Source organism: Sphingomonas sp. FW306-05-A, from assembly GCF_058782275.1.
Window position 1 is genome coordinate 303,740 of sequence record NZ_JBYSXN010000002.1, and the last position, 16,196, is coordinate 319,935.

Consider the following 16,196-nt stretch of genomic DNA (forward strand, 5'->3'; position numbering starts at 1 on the left):
CTTCAAAACCACGGCCCCTCGGGCCTATCAATAGACGACGCGCGCCGAGATGCTGAACCGGCGATCGGAGATGGTCGCTGTACGCGGACGCGTCTCGATTCCGAAATAGGATTGTTTCAGCGCGTTCCCGAGATTGCGCCCGTCCACCCCGAGCGAGAAGTTCGGCGTGACCGCAAGGTTCACCGATGCATCGATCTGGCCATAGGGGCGGTCGAAGATCGGCAGATTGCCCGTGCCGACCCCGGCGGTCGTCTCGACGAACTTGCTCCGCCAGTTATAGGCGACGCGGGCCGAGACCTTGCCCTTCTCGTAGATGCCGACGAGATTGTAGCTGTACTTGGACAATAGCTCGAGCGGGACCTGTGTCACGGGGCCCGACGTCGCCGGGCTCGGTGCCTTGGAATCGACAAAGGTGAAGTTCGCCTGCACCCCGAACCCGCTAAGCTGCCCCGGCAGGAAATCGAAGAACTGCTGATACGACACCTCGGCCCCCTTCACCTTGGCGTCCGCCGCATTGGTGTAGGACGTCACCTGATAGGTGTAGCTGCTGTTGTCGGGGAAGGTGATGTCGCGCGGGGTCACCGCGGTCTGGATGTAGCCGTTGATCTGCTTGTAGAATCCGGCGACAGAGATGAACCCGGTCCGCGCGAAATACCATTCGAGCGAGGCATCGAAATTGCGCGACGTCATCGGCTTGAGGAACGGGTTGCCGCCGCTTGCGGTGTGGACCTCATTCTGCTGCGCCGGACCCGGCTGAGTCAGCGTCAGGCTCGGGTTGAGCTGCGCGAAGGTCGGGCGTGCGAGGTTGGCGGACGCCGCCAGCCGCAACTGCAATTTCGGCGTGAAATGGTAGCGCAGGTTCACGCTGGGGAGGAACTTGGTGTAGGAATTGGACACCGCGATCTGCTGGAACGCAGGCGCGCCGGTCGAGACAGATCCATCCGGCTGCACGATCTGCGGCACCTGCTGATAGAAGCCCGACACCGACAGGTCGGTCTTGACCAGACGCCCGCCGATGTTCCCGTCGAGCGGGATCGACAGTGGTGCCGCATCGAAGAAGGCGGCGACATAGCCCGCATAGATCTTCTGCTTCTGCGCATTCGACCCGCTCGGCAGATACGCTGGCGCACCGTCGATGCCGAAGGACGTCAGCGTATCGTTGTAATTGCCGATCGTATCGAGCGGGAAGGTCACCACGCTGCCGAAGACGTTCGCGTCACCGCGCAGGATGTCGCTCAGGTCGTAATTCTCGAGCCCGCCGCGTCCGTTGATACTGGAATAGCGATAGCCCGTGTCGCGCGTGGCGTTGCGCCGGTCCGAATAACGGAAACCGGCGCGCAGCGACTGGAGGATCGATCCGGTGAAGCTGTACTTCGCATCCAGCCGGCCAGTCCGCTCCGAGCCACGCGAACGCGCGAAATCATCGAGGAAGCCGTTGTTCGAAAACAGCGACGTGTCGGTCGTCGCGGTCGCGGGGATCGTGCTGAACGACGCGATCTTGCCGGATACGTCCTGCTGGAACGTCGTGCTCGGCCCGTTGGTCAGCACGATGAAGTTCGAGGTGTTGGTCGACGAGCTGATATATTGCCCATCCGCGGTGACCTCGAGCTGCGGCGTCGGGTTCCAGCGCGCCGATAGCGAGTAATCGGTCGTCGTCGAATCGCGCGTCGTCTGGCTGGCATAGGAGCCGAGCGGGACGTTCTGGAACGTGCCGCTCTGGAAGTCGCCATTGTCGGCAAAGCTGAACGGCGCACCCGGCAGCGGCGCGATCGCCGCATCGCCGGTCGAGGCGAAGAAGGCATTGCCGCGGATGTTGAACTTATACTGGTTGCGGAACACTTCGCCGGTCAGCAGCAGCGTGTCGGTCGGCTTCCACTGCACCGCCACGTCGACGCCGAAGCGTTCGCGGTCGCCGTAATTCTTGTTGAGACCGCCACCGTGCGGGATGTTAGTGACTTGTCCCGACCGCCCGAGCGTCGCCGCCGTCGCGGCGTCCGCCGGATTGACAAAGCTGCCGTCGGCGTTGCGGCTCTGGTCGAGCGTGTAATAGGGTTCGGTGGTGATTTGGTCGTCGCGGAAATATGCCTTCTGATAAGCGACGTCGGCGAGCAGGCCGAATTCGCCGATCCCGGTCTTCCAGCGATCGCTCAGCAACAGCGACGCGGACGGGCCGCTCTTGCCGACGAGGTCGTAATAATTGTTGGTGACGTTCGCGGCGAGCTTCGCGCCCGGGAAATCGAACGGCTTGCGCGTGCGGAAGTTGATGACGCCGCTCAACTGGCCTTCGATCTGGTCCGCCGAGGGGTTCTTGTAGACGTCGATCCCGGCGAGCAGTTCTGCGGGCACGTCCTCCAGGCTGAGCTGGTCGACCCCGCCCGCGGTGAAGATGTCGCGTCCGTTCAGTTCGGTGCGCACTTGCGTCAGACCACGGATCGCGACCGAGCTTCCCTCGCCGTAATTGCGCTGGATCTGGATGCCCGCGACGCGCTGGAGCGCCTCGGCGACGTTGCGATCGGGCAGCTTGCCGATGTCGTCGGCGACGATCGAATCGACGATCTGCGAGGAGTTCTGCTTGATCGACTGCGCCGAGCGCAGACTGGCGCGCGTGCCCGTGACGACGATGTCACTCGGCGGGACGGCAGCAGTGTCCCCCGCCGCCGCCGGTGTGGCGCCATCCGATGCTGGATCAGCGGCGGGGGTTGCGGGTTGCGCTTCGGGGGTCGGCGCGGGCGCGACCTGCGCGACCGCAGCAGTCGACCAAATCAGGCAGAGGGGCAGCGGTGCCGAGACGAGCCAATTGATCGAACGCATACCCAACCCCTAACGCTTTTGTCTTACTATTGATTTTGCGGATACAATCCTGTTTCCATGAGTGCAATATAAATCATTGCTAGATGTTGCTCGCTACTCGATCAATGCGACCCCGTAGCCCGGCAGCGTGAGCTTGCCCGCGGTGACCGGGGTACCCAGCGCGTCCTTGCGTCCGCTCGAGACCGCGATGCTCGCCGGAGCATCGGTGGTGTTGACGTACAGCGTCCGTCCCTCGACCGTCCGCGCGGACACGCCCTTCGGCGTCACGGGCCCCTGCTCGATAGCAAGGTCGCGGTAGAGCGATCGGATCAGCGGCCCGATGAATTCGGGCTGCGCGGCGGTGGCGAGATAGATCGCTCGCCCCTTACCGAACCGATTGACCGTGATCGCCGCGCTTTTTGCCGGGGTGTTCTCGAACGTCGCCATCGGCTTGGCCGCGCCGAGCTCTAGGATTTCGTAATAGCCGTCGGATCCGGTCCGGGTCTGGCCCGCGAATCCCATCTTCAATGGCTGTGGCGAACGATAGAAGGCGCTGGTGCGCAGGCCGAACACGTCGCTCAACCGACCCGGCAGCGGGGTGTCGAACCATTTCCCCGTCTCGTCCGCCTTGGCGGAATAGCCCGTCATGATGACCGTGCCGCCATTGGCCACGTAACGGCGGATCGCGTCGGCGCTCTCTTGTCCATGATGTACGCGCTCGACAGGACGACGAGCTTGTACGCGTCGATCTTGTCATGCCCGACGTCGAGCACCGCCGCGTCGACATTGTCCTCGTACAGCGGCTGGAACGCGGCCTTGACCTGATCCGCGTAATTTCCCTGGAAATACTGCTTCATCGTGTTGGGGCCGGGCGGCGGGCTGGTCAGCCACATGCTCGCGAACGAATAGCCGAGCGCGACGTCGGGCTTGCGGTACCGCGGGAAGCCCATCGTCTGGAGCGTCTTGAACTCGGAAGCGATCTTGCCGAATTCGGCGACCTTCCACGACGGGCGGTCGTCATGGTCAACCAACCCGAACAGCGACTGTTCCTCACCGCCGAGATGCGAATTAAAGGTCCAGGCAAGGAACGACTGCGCATAATTGAGCAGCCCGAAATAGGCCCACATCCGCGACCGCCCCGGCGCACCGTAATCGCCGCCGCCGCCCGCAGTGAATTCGTTGAACCAGACGGGCGTGTCGTGCCCGGCCTTGATCATCATCACCTCGAACGCGGCGCTCAGGGGATCGCCGGGGTAGAAGCCCTCTGCGCCGTAGGACGAGATCTTGTCCCACGACCGCAGCCAGTCGAACCCCTTGGCGGGCGCGTTGGGCCACAGGTTGGAGACGGCGGGCAGATTGGGCGCGTATTGCTTGCGGACATCGTCGAGATCGGTCAGCGCGGCGATCGTCGTGTCGGACCAGAAGCGCCGCAGATCGAGGTTGCGCTCGTTCGGGCCGGGGCCGTTGCCATAAGGCAAGTCGATTTCGTCCCAGCCGTTGAGATGCCGCGACCAGCGTTGCGTCGCCCATGCGGTGTTGAGCGCGGCGATCGTGCCGTATTTTTTCTGGAGCCAGCCGACGAAGCGACCGCGGTCGGCGTCCGAATAGGACATGGGCGAGCTGCCGACTTCATTGTCATAGCCGATCGCCGCGACCGCGGGGTTCTTGCCATAGCGCTGGAGCATCGCGACCGCGAGTTTGCGGACGAGGCGGCGGTAGTCGGGATCGCCGATATTGTCCTGATAGCGCGTCGATGCGTGGAGCCGGACGCCGTCCTGATTGACGATGTCCGCGCCGGGATAATGTTTATGCAGCCAGATCGGCGCGGGGAGCCCGGGAATGTCGACGATCACCTTGATCCCCGCGGCATGCATTTGCGCGAGTACGGCGTCGAACCATTCGAAAGTATAGACGCCCTCCTTTGGCTCGAACGCATCCCACGACAGGTCGCCCATCCGGACCATCGTAAAATGTGCGGCCTTCATGACCGCAATGTCCTGCCGGATCTGCGTAGGCGTGCGATCGACCGGCTGATAGTTCGCGCCGACGAACAAATTGCCGCGCCCCGGCCAGTCGGGATGGCCGGCCGCGCTCTGCGCCTGCGCGGCTTCGGGGGCAGCAAACGGGGCGACCGTAGCGCACATGGCGAGCGCAAGCGCGCTGCCGATCCGGGCGAGGCGGTATCGTGGACTTGGCATCGGTCGGGTCTTTCGGGGAAACGGGATGGGCGACGCGGTCAGCGTCAAATAAAACGGATGGCGAAGGCGCTGGCGTGCCGCGTCGGCAAGCGATCCGGCACGTCGATCAGCAGCGCCTGGTCGGTCTGGCGGAAGCGGAGCACACCGGGGTGGCCGAGCAATCGCACGTCAAGGACGCGGCGCTTCTCGTACGGATTGGACGCGGCCAGCGCGGTCACGACGGTCTGCCCGCGGGGTTCGCCCAACGCGATCGCGTACAGCGTGTCATCCTTGGTCGTGAAGCGGATGTCGCGTGCGGTGTAGACCGCCTTTTCCTTAAACATGCCCGCGGCCGCTTCGGTCGGGCCCTCGCCGAAGATCTTCCACGGGCGCGTGCCGTGGATCGCTTCGGCGTTGACCTTCATCCACGGTGCCAATTCCGCCAGCAACGTCTCGGACTCGGGGGGCAGGCTGCCGTCCGCGTGGAGCACGACGTTGAGCAGCATGTTGCCGTTCTTGCTGACGATGTCGGCCAGCATCGCGACGACCTCGGTGCAGCTCTTGTACTCATAGGTCGCATTGTCGAACCAGTCGCCGTTCGACGTGTCGGTCTGCCACGGCAGCGGGTTGATGCCCTTGAGCACCCCGCGCTCGACATCCTGCACCGCCCATGCCGGATCGAACGCGCCCGAGCCCGAATCCTTGCAATTGTAGACGGCCTGCAACCCGCCGCCGCGCGCGATGTTGCGGTTAAAGAAATGCGCGAGCAGCGCACGCCCGGTCTCGCCGAAGGGAAGCCCGCCGTCCGAGTAGAGCAGATCGGGCTGATGCTGGTCGAGCAAGTCGCTGATCCGGTCGAACCACCTTTTGTGATGCACCGGGTTCTTGGTGTACCAGGATTCGGGCGTGTTGACGAAGGGCTCGTCGCGATTGTCGTAATAGAGATCGGCGAAGCGCGGATCCGCGCCGTCGTATTGGACGCCGAGCTTGGGCCAGAACTGGTCGTACAGATGGTTGGGGTACTACCAGGTATAACTCGCGCCAAGATGCTCCGACACGCCGAAGCGCAGGCCGCGCCGGGTGGCGGCGGCCTTCCACGCGCCGACGATATCGCGCTTTGGCCCCATCGCGGCCGCATTCCACCGCTGGTGCCGCGAGTTCCACAGGTCGAAATTGTCGTGATGGACGCCCATCGAGACGAAATACTTCGCCCCGGCTGCGGCGTATTTCGCCATTAGCGCCTCGGGATCGAACCGCTCGGCGCGCCACAGCGGGATAAGTTCCTTATATCCCACTTCCGACGGATGGCCGTAGGTCTGGAGGTGATGCTGATAGTGCGGATGCCCCGGCACGTACATGAAGCGCGCATACCAGTCGCCCTGGCGCGGCACCGCCTGCGGCCCCCAATGCGCCCAGATGCCGAACTTGGCGTCGCGGAACCACGCAGGCGTCTGGTAAGCCTTGAGCGACGCCTCGGTGGAATCGAATGGCCCCGTTACGAGCGGGGTTTTGGCCGAGGGCGCGGCATGCTTGCGGGGGGTGCCCAGCGCCTGGGCGGGTGAAGCCCCTGCCAACATCGTCGTCAACGACGCCTGCAGGAACGCCCGCTTGCTGATTGGTTCCAAGACCCTCCCCCCCCTTGTCGCCGGACACGACTTGTTACCTACAGTAGCGTTTCAGCTCATATTTGCAAATCTGTTTTCAGGAGCAGAAGTTTACGGTAGCGTGGTCGAGGAACCTGATGTTGATTTTGCAAGCCGATGCGCCACAAGTTGTGCTGTGGAGGAGACATTGGAAGAAGACTGCATGGCTGCGACAAATACGCGACGAGGCATCACGAACTGCATCTCGCAGCCGACGTAAACCTGGCGATGGCAGTATTGCTGGTGCCCCCGAGTGGATTCGAACCACCGGCCTGCGGTTTAGGAAACCGTCGCTCTATCCACCTGAGCTACGGGGGCGCGGAGCGGACCGTAATGGGTCGGCTGGAGCGGGTCAATCGACGCGCCGCGCATCGCGCGCAAGATCGTCAGTTGACGGTTTCCGGCGGAAGGAACGGCATCGGCAAGGGGGCGATCGGAACGCCTTCGTCGACCAGTGCCCGGGCTTCGGCGATCGTCGTCTCTCCGTGGATCGGGGCCTGCTCGACGCTGCCGTCATGCATCGCCCGCGCTTCGTCGGCGAAAGCGCGGCCGACCCATTTGGACTGGCTGAGCATCTTCGCCTGCGCCTGCGCCAGCACTTGCAAGGCGGCCTTCACCTCGGCTGGTGCGGGGACCTTCCCCGGCGGTGGCGTTGCGTCGCCTGCGGAGGGTGCAATGGCAGGCACGGAGGCCCCAGTGCCGCGATTCCCCTTGATCCCGACATTGGGTGCCATCACGGCCTTGCCGACTTGCGTGTCTCCGCACAACGGACAGGACAGCAAGCCGCGTGCACGCTGGTCGTCATAGGCCGCGCTGGAGCCGAACCACGCCTCGAACACATGCTCCGACGAACACCGCAAGTCGAACACGATCATCCGGTCGGATTTCCGGTCTCGACCGCGGGGATGGCGCGACGATGCGCCAGCACTGGGATCCGTGCGCGGACATCGGCGATCCGCGCGGGGTCGATCTCGGCGAACCCCACGCTCGCGGCTTCACCCATGTCGAGGATGATCTCACCCCATGGATCGATCACCAGCGAGTGACCATAGGTCGCGCGGCCATCCTCATGCTCACCCGTCTGCGCTGCCGCCACGACATAGGCCGCGGCCTCGATCGCGCGCGCGCGGAGCAACACATGCCAGTGCGCGGCCCCCGTCGGACGCGTGAACGCCGCCGGAACCGCAAGAACCGTCGCGCCCGCGTCGCTCAAGGCGCGGTACAAATCAGGAAAGCGCAGGTCGTAGCAAATCGACGGCCCGAGCTTGCCGACCGGCGTATCGACGACGACCGCTCCCTGCCCCGGCGCATAGGCCGCGGACTCGCGCCAGCGTTCGCCCGTTGGCAAGTCCACATCGAACAGATGCAGCTTGTCGTAGCGCGCCCGCACCACGCCGGTGTCGTCGATCACGAACGCACGATTGGCCAGCCGACCGTCCTCGCCCCGGACCGCAAGCGACCCGAGATGGACCCAGATCCGGTGCGCCGCCGCCGCTTCGCGAACCGCGGCGAGGACGACGTCATCGTCCTCGCTCCGCAACACGGCGGAGGCACGCTCGCGGTCCTGGTCGACCAGCCCCGACATTTCGGGCGTGAACAGCATCGCCGCCCCGCCCTGTGCCGCCTGCTCCACCGCATCGATCAATATGGCCGCGTTGCGGGCCGGGTCGATCCCGCTGGTCAGCTGGGCGAGCGCAATCTTCACAGGCCGAGCAGCGCGTCCAGCTTGCCATCCCGCTCGAGCGCGGCGAGATCGTCCGATCCGCCGACATGCTTTCCGTCGATGAACACCTGCGGCACGGTGGTACGACCCGGCGCGCGCTCGAGCATTTCGGCACGCTTCGGGCCACCCATCGTGATGTCATATTCCTCGGGAGTGACACCCTTGGACGCGAGCAACTTCATCGCACGCGAGCAATAGGGACAGAACGCTTTGGTATAGATTTCAATTTTTGCCATGATGCAGAAATGTGGGGTGCCCCCCGTAATGTCAATCGTTCGGGGTCAATCGTCCGGGGTCAATCGTTCGGGATCATTCGGTCTCGCCCAGCACGCGCGCCCAGCACAGGATCGTCACGCTCCGCGCACCGCTTGCAAGCAGGATACGCGTGCATCCGCCCGTGGTCGCACCGCTGGTATGGATATCGTCGATCAAAACCACCGCCTTGTCGCGCAACAGGCCACCGGGATCGACCGCCCGAAACACCCCCGCAACCGTCCGCGCCCGCGCATGCGGTCCCATCCCGCGCAGCGGCGGCGTCGCGCGCGTGCGCCGCAACAACAGCGGATCGGTCGGGACGCCGCTCGCACGCGAGACCGCCGCGGCAATCAGCGCAGCCTGGTTGAAGCCGCGCGACCACAGCCGCCAGCGATGCAGCGGAACCGGCACGATCAGTTCCGCCTCCGCAGGCATCAACCGCGCCAGTTGCTGCGCGATCGTATCCGCGAACGCAATGCGCCCGCCGTACTTCAGCCGCAACGCGACCGTTCGCGCGACATCGCCGTAGGCGACCGCAGCGCGGATACCGGCATGAACCGGCGGATCCTGCGCGCATCGATCGCACACCGATCCAGCACCATGGTCGAACGCGAATGGCTGATGACACGCCGCGCACCACGGCGGCGTCAGGAACCGCAGATCACCCCAGCACGTCGCACAGAAGCGGTGATCCGCCCCGGTCACCGCCCCACATCCCGGACACCGCGGCGGCAACGCAAAATCGGCGACGAGCCGCAGCGGGATCAGCCAGGGTGCCACGTCTCCCCTTGTCGCGCGCACCGCCACGCGGCACAAGGCGCACCGTGAGTGCCCCCGAAATCTTCGATCGCGTAGCCCGACGTCTCCACCGCGACCGCGCCGCGCCGGAGTATGCGTCGTACGACTTCCTCCGCGCGGTGATGATCGACGGGCTGGCCGACCGGCTCGCCACGGTGAAGCGCGACTTTGCCGACATGCTCGATCTCGGCTGTTTCGACGCGGCCTTTCCGGCCCCGCCGGGCGTGCGTGTTACGCGGTGCGATGCCGGGGCGGCCTTCGCGCTTAGCGCAGGCGGCGTGCAGGCGGATGAGGACATGCTCCCGTTCGCGTCGGAATCGTTCGACCTGATCGTATCGGCGGGCGTGCTCGACACGGTCAACGATTTGCCCGGCGCGCTCGCGATGGCACGACGGATGCTGCGGCCCGACGGGCTGTTCCTTGCCGCCTTCTGTGGAGCGGGGACGCTGTCGACGCTGCGTGCAACGTTGCGCGAGGTCGAACGCGAGCGTCCCGCCGCGCGAATCCATCCGCAAGTGGACGTGCGCTCGGCGGGCGACCTGCTGATGCGCGCAGGCTTCGCGTTGCCCGTTGCGGATATCGAGCCGCTGACAGTGCGCTATTCCAATGTCGGCGGATTGCTGCGCGACTTGCGCGGGATGGCGGCGACCAACATCCTGCGCGACCGCGTGCCGCTGCGCCGCGATACGCTGGCGAGCGCCGCTGAAGCCTTCGCCGCGCGCGCTGATCCCGACGGCAAGACCGCGGAACAGTTCGACATCATCTACCTGACCGGCTGGGCCCCCGCACCGAGCCAGCCACAACCCGCGCGCCGCGGCAGCGGGACGCAGTCGCTCAAGACCGCGCTCGCGCGCTTTCCGGAACCCAAGTCGGAATAGGATGGCGCCCCGAACGGGGGCGTGACGGCCGCAATCTTGCGACGGTCAGAGGATCATGCCGTCGCCCGAACTCTTGGCGAGCGTCCGCCCGATTGCGTCGAACAGCGAATCCATCGCCACCGGCTTGAACAGGATATCGTCCGCGCCGTCCGCGATGCAGCGTTCACGCAGGTCGACCGCGGTGTCGGCGGTGACGACGATGACCGGCAGCTTGGCCTTGGCGTCGGTCCGCCCCCGGATCCGGCGCAGCGCCTCGAACCCGTCCATGCCGGGCATCCGCAAATCGAGCAGGATCATCGCGTAATCATTCGCGTCGATCAGTTCGAGACCGATCTCGGCACTTTCGGCCCCCGTCATCGTCGCACCGGCGACGTCGAGCATATCCTTGACCACGCGACGGTTCATCGGGTCGTCTTCGATGAAGAGAATATTCACCGGCTCACCCCAACACTGAACATAAAGGCGATCCATCCGACTGCATCGGCCCTCTATCGGATTACGCAGCCTGCGAAACAACCCCGGAGATCGGGGATTTTTGCGTACCTGGATCGCGGAACAGCCGGTCCGACAGGATATTTCCGGCGATCGGTTTGGCGATGACTTGATCAATGCCCAGAGCGGCAAAGTGAGCAAGATCAGCGTCTTTCGGAGTCGACCACAATAAGAAGGACGGCACGTCGCACTGTCCGATCCGCTCCATTGCGGCGTCCGAATCGACCTCGGCACGGATCGTCGCCTCGTCGACGAGGATTCGGCTGATGCCGCCGCGCGCCAGACGATCGAGCGCTTCGTCGACCGATGCGGCGAACACCACCGTCCCGGCCCGCGCCTCCAGCAAGGCGCGCAGCATGCTGCGGGAGATCGGGTTGCGGTCGACGATCAGCAGCGCATCCTGCGGTTGATCCGCCGCCGTTTGGATCGATGCCGGGTCCGCTGCATGGACGAGCGGAATGCGGACGGTGAAGGTCGATCCTTCGCCCGGAACGCTCGCCACCGATATGTCGCCGTCCATTGCGCGCGCGAGGTTCCGACAGATCGAGAGGCCAAGGCCAGTCCCGCCGAACTTGCGCGCGGTTCCGGCATCGGCCTGGCGGAAGGATTCGAAGATCAGGTCGATCTTGTCCGCCGGAATGCCGATCCCGCTGTCCTCGACCGAGATCGCGAGCGACCCGCCTTCGTCGACCGCGCGCAGAGTCACCGTGCCCCGCTCGGTAAACTTGAGCGCATTCGACAGGAGGTTGAACGCGATTTGCCGCAAGCGCGCCGAATCACCGACGATGAACGCGGGGCATTGCGCAAGATCGAGCACGAACGAGACCCCGCGCGCGCGCGACTGGTCTTCCCAGAGGCGCGATACGTCCTGCAACGTCGCGCGGAGGTCGAACGGCACCGCCTCGATCGTCAGATTGCCCGTCTCCATCTTGGCTACGTCGAGGATATCGTCGACCAGCGCGCGCATCGTGATCCCCGCGCCATGCACGACGGTGATCCGGTCGCGCACCGCTGGATCGATCCCGCCGTCCGCGAGCATCACCTGCGTCATGCCGAGAATCCCGTTGAGCGGGGTGCGGATCTCGTGGCTGGTGGTCGCGAGGAACTCGGTCTTGGCGGCAAGCGCCTTGCCCAATGCGGCGTTGGTTTCCGCAAGATCGACGTTTGCCCGGCGCACCTCGTTGCGGCTGCGGCGGATCGTGACGAGGCCGAAGACGAGCATCCCCACGATGATCCCGCCCGCGATGGCAAGCCCGCCGAAGATCGTCTGCTGCGTGCGCGCGCGAAGCGCGGCGTCGTCGATGTCGCGCTGCAGTTGAACCTGCTTTAACTGCGCGATCCGTGTTTCCTGGTTGGCGAAATCGAACCTTGCCGCCGCCAGTGCGCTGTTTGCGGAGGCAGACAGCTTGGATGTCTCGTCATCCAGCCGTTTCAGTGCCTCGAGATGGATTAGCGCCTGATGTTCGTCATTGAGTTGATGGTAGATCCGGTAGGCCGTCTGGTGCGCGTCGCGCATATCGAGCGTGGTGGTTGTCACGTCGACGCCGTCGAAGCTCTGCTGGATCAGCCGCTCGGCCTGGCGATATTGGCGATGCTGAACTGCGGATTGGGCGGATAGCTCCAGAAAGTGACGACGTGCCTGCGCAGCGTCCTCGCCGCGCGAGACGCGCAGCCCTTCCGCAATCGTGCGGTCTGCCAGCGCCAGCTTGCCCGCTTCCAACTGTCCTCGCGCGATATTGCGCAGCGTGCGTGCCTCCAGCATCGGGCTTTTCATCTCCCGCGCCAGTTTGAGCGCCTTGTCGTACATGACCTGCGCTTCCGCAAGTCTGCCAAGCTGGTTCAGATCGATCCCGAGGCTTCCATAGATCGAAAACAGGAGCCCTGGATCACCCTTATAAACCGCAAGCGCCTCTCCATTATATCGGATGGCGTTCTTGTAATCTTCGGCCTCCTGGTAAAGGATACTGATGTTGATGAGAGATATCGCCTGACTTCGGGTTTCACCGATGTCCCTGAAGATATTGTGTGCAAGCTGATATGCCTTCAAAGCGTCCGCGAAGCTGGCGGTTGCCTGCAAAAGCCCCCCTTTTGACAGCAGAAGGTCGCCATTCAGCTTGGTCGTGATCCCTGACTGCTTTGCAAGACTGATAGCACGGTCAAGTTCGGGTGCCGCCTGGGCCGTGTCGCTCAAACGCAGATACGCTTCGGCAGTAAGCCATTTGGCAGTCGCAAGCTGCACCAAGCCTTCACGGCCTTTGCGCTTGGCCGCCACGCGCTGCGCGCCAACGGCAGATACCAACGCCTTGGAAGGATCGACCTGCATCATCGCCTTCGTGTTCGCGATGAGGGAATCGAAATCGCCAGCGGGCTGCGTCGGTGCAGCGATCGCCGCATAAGCGTTGAGAATGCAGAACAGCCCCATCACCATGAGGGCGATGCTCGCCTTGATCTGTGAGTGCGTCGCTTTCAAGCCCAACGGATCAGTCCGATCATATCGCCGGAGTCACGCACGCTTCCAGAAACTCGCCGGCTGCGCAAACGTACCACGACAGGACTCCCGCCACGAATCGGCCGAATAGTCGCGAAGAAACTGCCGGAACAGGTCGAGGGAGACCGGCCTGCTGATCAGATAGCCCTGCACCATATCGCACCCCATGACCGACAGCAGGGCCAAGGCAGCCGGAGACTCCACACCCTCGGCCGTCACCTCCATGTCGAGCGCATGCGCAAGGTCGATCGTTGACCGCACGATCAGGGGATCCCGATTACTGCTCGTCAGATTGAGGATGAACAGCTTGTCGATCTTGAGTTCTTTTGCCGGCAGCTGCTTGAGGTAGGCCAAAGACGAGAGTCCGGCGCCATAGTCGTCGATCGCAATGTCGATGCCGGCTGCCGCGAAGGTATTGAGATTGGCAATCGCGCTCAACGGGTCTTCGATCACTGCCGTCTCGGTAATCTCGAAACCAATCCGGGCGTCGCACAGGTCCATTCGCTCGCAAACGGCGGCTACGAACGCGTCGTCGGACAACAACTGGCCGGAGATATTGATGAAAAACCGCAGGTCATGGCCATCGCCATGGACCAGTGCCTGGTCCTCGATTACCCGATCGAGCGTCCATAAGGTCAGGGCGGCAATTTGCCCGCAGTCCTCGGCGACCGTGATGAAGTCCCCCGGGCCGATAAGCCCGCGAATGGGATGGTTCCACCGGACCAACGCCTCGCAACTGCCGATCTCCTGGCGCCGGACATGAACCTTGGGCTGGTATTGCAGGAACATCTCGCCGTTCGCGATCGCCGTCGGCAGATCCTGCATGAGTGCCAATCGGTCGAATGCCGGTGCGTCGAGAGAAAGGTCGCGGACCGCAAGCCCTCCGGCGGAGCGTGCCTCATCGAGCGCACTCTCCGCCTCCTCGATCAGGCGAACCTCTTCCACTTCACCGTGTGGCGTCGCGGCAACCCCGACAGCAATGCACGGCCGGCAAGCCCGTTCATCAACCGCGAGAGATCCCCGACAGACGCGCAACACGGTCGCCGCTGAAACAGCCACATCCGCGAGCGCCGCCTCTGCAAAGGAAAATGCAATCGTCCCGCGCCCTGCCGACGCCGCGTCGACATATCCCAGACCGACAATCCGCTCCGACAGCAACTGCAGCAGTTCGTTCATACGCCGAACGCCTATCTGGCGGCGCAGAACCGTGAAGTTCGATATCTCGCAAATGCCGACCGCCTGCCATTCAACGTGCTGGCCTGCGGAACTGTCCCGCTTCAAGACACGCGCTTGCTGCATCGCGGGGCTGGGACGTGCGCCTTCGCTGCGCTCAGCCGACGCGTTTCCCTGAGAGTGGCTCACACGTTCCGGCATTCGCTCACGCTAATCTCGAAGGTTGAACGAACGGTTAAGCGCGTTCCGAGGCCGGCTCTTTTCCAGCGAAAACCAGATTGCCACAACCTTAAGATTCTATTAACAAAAATTCGTGCCCAACTGGGCACCTAATTGGAGAAGAGCAATGGTTAAGTTCATCCTCGCGCTCGTCTGGGGCGAGAGCACCCGTCCCTGGTAAGCTAATTCCTCGGCTTGGCGGAACAGTGCACGGAGTACATTCGCTGCCTGTTAATCGCCAAGCCGTTTCAACCGCCGACGTTTTTGGCCCGGCGGGGTGTAAAACATACGAATTACTGCATTGAATTAGCGCACTATATGTAAAGCCCTCCCGTTCCCGGGCTACCGGACTGTAATCGCGCGACAAAAGCATTTTCATAATCACGCCAGCGCCTCTGCCAAACGCGCCATAAACGCTGCGCCGCGCTCCATTTGCGACAGCGCGATGAATTCATCCGCCTGATGCGCCTGTTCGATCGATCCGGGCCCGCAGATGATCGTCGAGAACCCCGCCCCCTGGAATTGTCCCGCCTCCGCGGCATAGGCCGCTGCACGCGTCGGTCCATTGTCCCCCGCCAGCCGCCGCGCGAGCGTTTCTGCAGCACCATTCGGCTCCGGCGCGAAGGACGGCGTGGCCGACCGCCGAATCACCGCCACGCCCGCATCGGGGAATCGTTCCCGCGCGGTGCGATGAGCTGTTTTGCAGGCGTCCAGAAATGGGACAACGATGGTGTCGGGATCCTGCCCTGGCGGCGTTCGCAAATCGAAGGTGAAGATGCATTCGCGCGCCAGGATGTTGACCGCGGTGCCGCCTTGCATCAGCCCGATCGTCAGCGTCGCATGCGGCGGATGATAGGGCGACGTCGAGTCGCCGTGCCGCTCCAGTTCCAGCGCGATCTGCCGCAGCCGTTCCATCAGTCCGACCGCGATCATGTTCGCCGACAGGCCGAGATGCGTCAGGCTCGAATGCGCCTCATGCCCCGTCACCGTCACGCGCCAGGTGGAGATACCCTTGTGCCCGCTGACCACTTCCATGCTGGTCGGCTCGCCTACGATCACCGCAAGCGGCGCGGGCAGGTCAGAGACCAGTTCGCGGATCATCGACGGCGCGCCGAGGCAGCCGACTTCCTCATCATAGGAAAACGCGAGATGGATCGGCCGCGCCGACTCCCCGCGCGCAAATCCCGGCACCGTCGCCAACGCGAGCGCCAGAAACCCCTTCATGTCGCACGTGCCACGCCCGAACAGTCTGTCCCCGCGCCGGGTCAGTACGAAAGGATCGCTGCTCCACGCCTGCCCGTCGACCGGCACGACATCGGTATGCCCCGACAGCACCACCCCGCCGGCAACCGCCGGCCCGACCGTCGCGTACAGGTTCGCCTTTGTCCCTTCCGGATTGGCGACCCGCCGGCTGGCGACGCCGTGCTCCGACAGGAACGCTTCGACATATTCGATCAGCCGCAGGTTCGAATCCCGCGAGGTCGTATCGAAGCCGATCAGCGCCTCGAGATGGGTCAGCGCAGCGGCGTAGAGCTGGTCGGCAGTGTCCATACCCTTGGT

Annotated in this window: 12 protein-coding genes, 1 tRNA gene and 1 pseudogene; 1 reads left to right on the top strand and 13 read right to left on the bottom strand. The window is 64.0% G+C overall.

Annotation, left to right across the window (positions count from 1 at the left end):
- Window positions 1–27 precede the first annotated feature (27 nt).
- From AC3WJR_RS10330 to AC3WJR_RS10370, 9 genes and pseudogenes are all read right to left on the bottom strand, one after another.
- A complete protein-coding gene (locus tag AC3WJR_RS10330) occupies window positions 28–2,811 on the bottom strand; it encodes a TonB-dependent receptor (protein ID WP_492724754.1) in 2,784 nt (927 codons plus the stop codon).
- A gap of 93 nt (window positions 2,812–2,904) precedes the next feature.
- Window positions 2,905–3,462 carry a beta-galactosidase trimerization domain-containing protein gene (locus AC3WJR_RS10335; RefSeq protein ID WP_492724756.1) on the bottom strand — a complete coding sequence of 186 codons (558 nt, stop codon included), beginning with the start codon at window positions 3,460–3,462 and terminating at the stop codon, window positions 2,905–2,907.
- Window positions 3,435–4,988: a beta-galactosidase gene (locus AC3WJR_RS10340; protein WP_492724758.1), complete on the bottom strand. Its 1,554-nt coding sequence runs from the start codon at window positions 4,986–4,988 to the stop codon at window positions 3,435–3,437. Before AC3WJR_RS10340 ends, AC3WJR_RS10335 begins: the two co-directional genes overlap by 28 nt.
- A gap of 44 nt (window positions 4,989–5,032) precedes the next feature.
- Window positions 5,033–6,544 (bottom strand): annotated as a pseudogene (locus AC3WJR_RS10345) (alpha-L-fucosidase).
- 307 nt (window positions 6,545–6,851) lie between these two features.
- A tRNA-Arg gene (locus AC3WJR_RS10350) sits at window positions 6,852–6,928 on the bottom strand.
- A gap of 68 nt (window positions 6,929–6,996) precedes the next feature.
- Window positions 6,997–7,485: a DUF1178 family protein gene (locus tag AC3WJR_RS10355; protein ID WP_492724760.1), complete on the bottom strand. Its 489-nt coding sequence runs from the start codon at window positions 7,483–7,485 to the stop codon at window positions 6,997–6,999.
- Window positions 7,482–8,315 (bottom strand): carbon-nitrogen hydrolase family protein, encoded by an 834-nt coding sequence (locus AC3WJR_RS10360; protein WP_492724762.1) that lies wholly within the window; start codon window positions 8,313–8,315, stop codon window positions 7,482–7,484. The genes AC3WJR_RS10355 and AC3WJR_RS10360 overlap by 4 nt, the downstream gene beginning before the upstream one ends.
- A complete protein-coding gene (gene grxC, locus AC3WJR_RS10365) occupies window positions 8,312–8,569 on the bottom strand; it encodes a glutaredoxin 3 (RefSeq protein ID WP_492724764.1) in 258 nt (85 codons plus the stop codon). Before grxC ends, AC3WJR_RS10360 begins: the two co-directional genes overlap by 4 nt.
- A 73-nt stretch (window positions 8,570–8,642) precedes the next feature.
- Window positions 8,643–9,368: a ComF family protein gene (locus AC3WJR_RS10370; protein ID WP_492724766.1), complete on the bottom strand. Its 726-nt coding sequence runs from the start codon at window positions 9,366–9,368 to the stop codon at window positions 8,643–8,645.
- 8 nt (window positions 9,369–9,376) lie between these two features.
- Here AC3WJR_RS10370 and AC3WJR_RS10375 point away from each other — a divergent pair, with 8 nt between their 5' ends.
- Window positions 9,377–10,264, top strand: coding sequence for a methyltransferase domain-containing protein (locus AC3WJR_RS10375; protein ID WP_492726108.1), 888 nt, complete (start codon window positions 9,377–9,379; stop codon window positions 10,262–10,264).
- A gap of 45 nt (window positions 10,265–10,309) precedes the next feature.
- On the opposite strand, the gene AC3WJR_RS10380 is transcribed toward AC3WJR_RS10375, so the two are convergent.
- From AC3WJR_RS10380 to argE, 4 genes are all read right to left on the bottom strand, one after another.
- Window positions 10,310–10,699 carry a response regulator gene (locus tag AC3WJR_RS10380; RefSeq protein WP_354282122.1) on the bottom strand — a complete coding sequence of 130 codons (390 nt, stop codon included), beginning with the start codon at window positions 10,697–10,699 and terminating at the stop codon, window positions 10,310–10,312.
- 61 nt (window positions 10,700–10,760) lie between these two features.
- Window positions 10,761–13,226 (bottom strand): sensor histidine kinase, encoded by a 2,466-nt coding sequence (locus AC3WJR_RS10385; RefSeq protein WP_492724768.1) that lies wholly within the window; start codon window positions 13,224–13,226, stop codon window positions 10,761–10,763.
- Window positions 13,227–13,259: 33 nt separating this feature from the next.
- Window positions 13,260–14,525, bottom strand: coding sequence for an EAL domain-containing protein (locus AC3WJR_RS10390; protein ID WP_492724770.1), 1,266 nt, complete (start codon window positions 14,523–14,525; stop codon window positions 13,260–13,262).
- Between the two features lie 492 nt (window positions 14,526–15,017).
- Window positions 15,018–16,187: an acetylornithine deacetylase gene (argE, locus tag AC3WJR_RS10395; protein ID WP_492724772.1), complete on the bottom strand. Its 1,170-nt coding sequence runs from the start codon at window positions 16,185–16,187 to the stop codon at window positions 15,018–15,020.
- Window positions 16,188–16,196 lie beyond the last annotated feature (9 nt).